The organism is Microbacterium sp. H6, from assembly GCF_003314775.1.
Taxonomy (GTDB): Bacteria; Actinomycetota; Actinomycetes; order Actinomycetales; family Microbacteriaceae; genus Microbacterium; species Microbacterium oxydans.
Genome location: NZ_QOAY01000234.1, coordinates 1 through 5,353, shown reverse-complemented (window position 1 = coordinate 5,353; position 5,353 = coordinate 1). Strand labels below are relative to the sequence as shown.

General features: G+C 67.5%; 5 protein-coding genes and 1 pseudogene. All 6 read left to right on the top strand.

Features of this window, described 5'->3' with window-relative positions; all coding sequences use genetic code 11:
* Window positions 1–300: substrate-binding domain-containing protein (locus DSP71_RS15005; protein ID WP_147251330.1), on the top strand; the 300-nt coding region annotated here is incomplete at its 5' end.
* 67 nt (window positions 301–367) lie between these two features.
* Window positions 368–1,633: an extracellular solute-binding protein gene (locus DSP71_RS15000; RefSeq protein WP_113681484.1), complete on the top strand. Its 1,266-nt coding sequence runs from the start codon at window positions 368–370 to the stop codon at window positions 1,631–1,633.
* A gap of 4 nt (window positions 1,634–1,637) precedes the next feature.
* Window positions 1,638–2,534 (top strand): carbohydrate ABC transporter permease, encoded by an 897-nt coding sequence (locus tag DSP71_RS14995; protein ID WP_113681483.1) that lies wholly within the window; start codon window positions 1,638–1,640, stop codon window positions 2,532–2,534.
* Window positions 2,531–3,373, top strand: a complete 843-nt coding sequence (locus DSP71_RS14990) for a carbohydrate ABC transporter permease (RefSeq protein ID WP_113681482.1) — start codon at window positions 2,531–2,533, stop codon at window positions 3,371–3,373. The genes DSP71_RS14995 and DSP71_RS14990 overlap by 4 nt, the downstream gene beginning before the upstream one ends.
* A 29-nt stretch (window positions 3,374–3,402) precedes the next feature.
* A complete protein-coding gene (locus DSP71_RS14985; RefSeq protein ID WP_113681481.1) occupies window positions 3,403–4,386 on the top strand; it encodes a glycoside hydrolase family 130 protein in 984 nt (327 codons plus the stop codon).
* A 4-nt stretch (window positions 4,387–4,390) separates the two neighbouring features.
* A pseudogene (locus DSP71_RS14980) lies at window positions 4,391–5,353 on the top strand (hypothetical protein); the annotation flags it as partial.

Genomic DNA, 5,353 nt, shown 5'->3' with positions numbered 1-5,353 from the left:
CTCCTCGCCCTGCCCGACCGCCCGACCGCGGTCCTCTACTCGAACGACACCATGGCCATCGCCGGCCTCTCCTACGCGCGCTCCCAGGGCCTCTCGATCCCGCAGGACCTCGCGATCTCGGGCTTCGATGACGACCACCTCTCCGCCCACCTGTCTCCGGCGCTGACCAGCGTCTCGTCCGACCCCGCGGCCCGGGGCCGCGCCGCCGCCCGCCTCCTGCGGGCAGACATCCTCGGGGCGCAGCCGCGCACCGAGATCGTCGACTGCAACGTCGTGCACTTCCGGGAGAGCACGAGCTAGTCGATATCCGCATCACCACAGCATCACCACCCGCAGCGTCATCACCCGCAGTGTCAAGGAGGACACCATGAAGAAGCTCCGCGCAATCGCCCTGATCGGCGCCACCGCTCTCATCGCCACCGGATGCTCGGCCGGAGGGGGCGGCGGCGAAGGATCCGCCGACGGCACCGGGCCCATCAGCATCTGGCTCTCCAACAACGAACAGGAACTCGCCTGGGGCACCGCAGTGGTCGAGGCATGGAACGCCGAGCACCCCGACGAGAAGGTCAAGGCGCAGGAGATCCCCGCTGGCTCGTCGTCGGAAGAGGCGATCACCGCCGCGATCACCGCGGGCACGGCTCCCTGCCTCGTCTACAACGTGGCGCCGGCCGCGGTCTCGGGCTGGGTCAAGCAGGGCGGACTCGTCGACCTCAGCAAGATCGACGGCGGCAGCGACTACATCACCGAGCGCGGCGGAGAGGTCGACGCCTACGCGAGCGATGGCAGCTTCTACCAGCTCCCGTGGAAGTCGAACCCCGTGATGGTCATGTACAACAAGGCGCTCTTCCAGGCCGCGGGGATCGACCCCGAAGAACCGCAGATGAACACGTACGACGCGTTCCTCGAGGGGTCGCGCGCGATCGTCGCCTCGGGCGTGCAGAGTGCGATCTGGCCGGCACCGACGAGTGAGTTCTACCAGCCGTGGTTCGACTTCTATCCGCTGTACCTGGCCGAGACCGACGGCACGATGCTCGTCGAAGACGGCAAGTCCACCTTCGACTCGGATGCCGGGCGCACCGTCTCCGAGTTCTGGAAGACCTTCTACGACGAGAAGCTGTCGCCGAACGAGGCCTCGACCGATGACGCAATGTCGGCCGGCACCACCGCCATGCAGCTCGCCGGCCCCTGGGCGATCCCCTCCTATGCCGACACGGTCGACGTCGGCTTCATGCCGGTGCCGACCAGCGACGGCCGCGAGGCCCCCACGACGTTCGCCGACTCGAAGAGCGTGTCGATGTTCACGGCGTGCAAGAACCAGGGCACGGCGTGGGAGTTCCTGAAGTTCTCCACCAGCGAGGACAGCGACGGCCAGCTGCTCGAGGCCACGGGGCAGATGCCGATGCGCACCGGCCTCACCGACACCTACGGCGACTACTTCGCCGCGAACCCGAACTACGTGGCGTTCGCCGAGCAGGCAGAGAAGACCGCCGACGTGCCCAGCATCCCGAACTCCGTCGAGGCGTGGCAGGCATTCCGCGACGAGTACTCCTCGGCCGTGATCTTCGACAAGGAGTCGATCGACGACTTCCTCGGGAACGCGGCGAAGAAGATCGACGCGCTCGTCGCCGAGTGACGCCGTGACCGACAAGAAGAGGTTGCGCACCCGATGGCTGGGTGCGCAACCGATCGGTGGACTGTTCGCGCTGCCGTACTTCGTGTTCGTGATCGCGATCTTCGCCTACCCCCTCGCGTTCGCGGTCTACATCGCCTTCCACGACTACTTCTTCACCGCTCCCGGCACCGAGGTCGACCGCCCGTTCGTGGGCTTCGACAACTTCGTCACGGTGCTCACCGACCCGCGAGTGCTCGGCTCGTTCCGCAACACCCTGATCTTCCTGGTCATCAACGTGCCCCTCACGGCCGTGCTCGCCCTGGTGCTCGCCGCGGCCCTGAACACCGGCATCCGGTGGGTCGCGGCGTACCGAGTCGCGTTCTATGTGCCGTATCTCACGGCGAGCGTCTCGCTGGTGGGCGTGTGGATGCTGCTGTTCTCGGGCAACGGGCTGATCAACACGATCCTCGGCCCGCTCGCCCCCGACCCGTCGTGGCTCGTCAACAGCGGACTCGCGATGCCGATGATCGCGTTCTACGTGACCTGGAAGCAGCTCGGGTTCTACATCCTGCTGTATCTGGCGGCGCTGCAGAACGTGCCGAAGGAGCTGTACGAGTCGGCGGAGACCGATGGCGCCGGGGTGCTCTCGCGCTTCCGACACGTCACGATCCCCGGGGTGCGCAGCGCCACGACCCTCGTGCTGATCCTGTCGATCATCACCGGAGCCAACCTCTTCACCGAGCCGTATCTGCTCACCAACGGGGGCGGCCCTGACGGCGCATCGACCACCCCGGTGCTGTTGATCTATCAGCTGGGCATCCAGCAGCAGAACCCCGACACCGCAGCGGCCATCGGCATGATCCTCGTGATCCTCGTCGGCATGCTCTCGCTGGCGGCCAACCGAGCGACCAGGGAGCGATGATGAAACGCACGCGTTCAGCCCCCCGCATCCTGAGCATCATCCTGCTCACGATCGCGGCCATCGGCTTCGCCTTCCCGTTCTACTTCATGATCGTGGGGGCGTTCCAGGAGAGTCCGACGAACTCCCCCAGCGAGCTGTTCCCGACGAGCGGGTGGACGGTCGACAACTTCGTCGCGATCGACTCGCGCATCGACCTGGTCGGCTCGCTGCTGAACTCGCTGATCTTCACAGCCGGCGTGCTGCTGGGGACCGTCGTGTTCGGCCTGCTCGCCGGCTACGCGATCGCCCGTCTCGACTTCCGTGGGCGCGGCGTGATCTGGGTGCTGATGCTGCTCGTGCAGATGGTGCCGTTCCAGCTGCTGATGATCCCGCTCTACGTGCAGATCACGCGCAATTACGGCCTCGGCGACTCGTACATGGGCATGATCCTGCCGTTCCTGATCAACACCACGGCGGTGTTCATCTTCGTGCAGTTCTTCAAGGCGCTGCCGGTGGAGATCTTCGAAGCGGCGCGGATCGACGGTGCGGGCGAGATCCGTCTGCTGACATCCGTCGCGATCCCGCTCATCCGCCCCGTGCTGGTCACGGTCGTGCTGGTCACCTTCATCGGCCCCTGGAACGAGTTCCTCTGGCCATTCCTCATCACGAAGGATGCGAGCCTGCAGCCGCTGGCCGTGTCACTGGCGAACTACATCTCCAACGTGGCGCAGTCCACGGCCAACCCGAACGGTGCGATCCTCGCCGGCGCCACGGCGCTCGCGTTCCCCGTCGTCATCCTGTTCGTCGTCTTCCAGCGCTTCTTCAAGGCCACTGATCTCGGCGCGGCCGTCAAAGGCTAGCCTCCATCCCCCAGCAAGAAAGGGCCCCCATGTTCTCCGGAGCCTCCTTCCCCCTCGGTCCGTTCACGCCCTATGAGGGCAACCCGATCCTGCGTCCGCGCGGCGACAGCTGGGAGTCGGCCAACCTCTACAACCCGGCGGCCATCGTCGACGGCGACGAGGTCGTGCTGCTCTACCGGGCGCACGCCGACGACATCGTCTCCCACATCGGTATCGCCCGCTCGACGGACGGGGTGACGTTCACCCGAGAGGATGCGCCGATCCTCTCCCCCTCCGAGGACTACGAGACCTACGGGTGCGAAGACCCGCGCATCGCGCTGATCGACGGCACGTACTACCTCACCTACACGGGCTGGGACCGCCGGAGCGCACAGCTGTGCCTGGCGACCTCGACCGACCTGCGCACCTGGACCAAGCACGGCCCGCTCTTCGACGACTTCGACACCTTCAAGACCATGGACCCGCGCGGCTTCAACTGGTCCAAGGCCGGGGTCATCGTTCCGCAGCGGATGCACGGCAAGTGGTGGATGTACTTCGGCGAGGGCGCGATCTACTGGGCGACCAGCGACGACCTGATCCACTGGACTCCCGGCACCGCCGACACCGAGCCGATGTACTCGCCGACGCCCGGCACCTGGGACGAGGCGCTCGTCGAGATCGGCACCTCCCCTGTGGTCACCGACAACGGCCTGCTGCTGTTCCTCACCAACGGTGCCACCCGTGTGGTGCACGACGACGGCACCGTCGACGTCGACTACCGCTGCGGGCAGATCGCCATCGACCCGGACGAGCCGACGAAGGTCATCGCCCGCCTGCAGGAACCGTGGCTGCGCCCGCAGACCTTCGAGGACATGCACGGGCTCGTCTCGAACGTGACCTTCGTGGAGGGGCTCGTGAAGTTCCACGGAAAGTGGTTCGCGTACTACGGGCAGTCCGACACGACTCTGGCGGTCGCGATCCACGATCCGGCCGAGTCGTGGGGTCGCGCGCTGCGCGACGGCGGAGAGGCGTGAGGACATGGATGCCTCTCGACGCACCTTCCTGACGTTCACGGCGGCGGCCTCCGCGCTCGCCCTCCTCCCCGTCGACGCCGCCAGGGGCGCGACGAACACTGCGACCGGCACGGCAGTGCTGACGTCCGAGACTGCGCGTCGACCACGGCTGACGAACCTCGCCCACCTGCGATTCCTCCTCGCCGATGTTCCCGTCGTCGCGAGCGCGACCCACACCACGTTCGGAATCGAGGCGCAACCGGCGGTCCGCGCGCCCTGGACCTACGCCGACACCGACGGCGCAGGCGGCTATCGCCCGGTCGGCGGTGGCACACGGGATGCGGTGACGGGACACTGGTCGCAGGGCGCGTACAACGCCGACGACATCGCCCGCGCGGCCATCGTGTTCCTGCGCGAATGGAAGGCAGCGGGCGACGCGCAGAGCCGTGACGAGGCCCGCGACGTGCTCCGCTCACTCGCCTTCCTGCAGACCGCCTCCGGTCCGAATGCCGGGCGTGTGGTGCTGTGGCAGCAGGAGGACGGCACCCTGACCCCCAGCGCCGTCCCTGTCGAACTGCCCGACCCCTCCGACTCGGCGGAGTCGTACTGGCTCGCCCGTTCGGTCTGGGCCTTCGGCGAGGGCTACGCGGCCTTCCGTCGCGACGATCCGGAGTTCGCAGCATTCCTCCTCGCCCGCCTGCACCTGTGCCTCGACGCGCTCGGGCAGGAGTCGCTCTCGCGCGCCGGGCAGTGGGTGCACAGCGACGGACGCCGGCTGCCGGGGTGGCTGATCGCCGGAGGAGCGGATGCCACGGCCGAGGCCATGCTCGGTCTGGTCGCCGCGACCGAGGCCGGTGACTCACGCAGTCGCGCTGCGTTGCAGACCTACGGCGACGGTGTCGCGGCGATGGCGAGCGACCCTTCGCAGGGCTGGCCGTTCGGCGCCGTTCTGCCGTGGACCGGATCGCTCGGGTTCTGGCACGCGTGG

What these genes read in the sequence shown, in the direction of transcription:
- DSP71_RS15000 (WP_113681484.1), top strand. Translation starts at nt 368, where the DNA reads ATGAAGAAGCTCCGCGCAATCGCCCTGATCGGCGCCACCGCTCTCATC.
- DSP71_RS14990 (WP_113681482.1), top strand. Translation starts at nt 2,531, where the DNA reads ATGATGAAACGCACGCGTTCAGCCCCCCGCATCCTGAGCATCATCCTG.
- DSP71_RS14985 (WP_113681481.1), top strand. Translation starts at nt 3,403, where the DNA reads ATGTTCTCCGGAGCCTCCTTCCCCCTCGGTCCGTTCACGCCCTATGAG.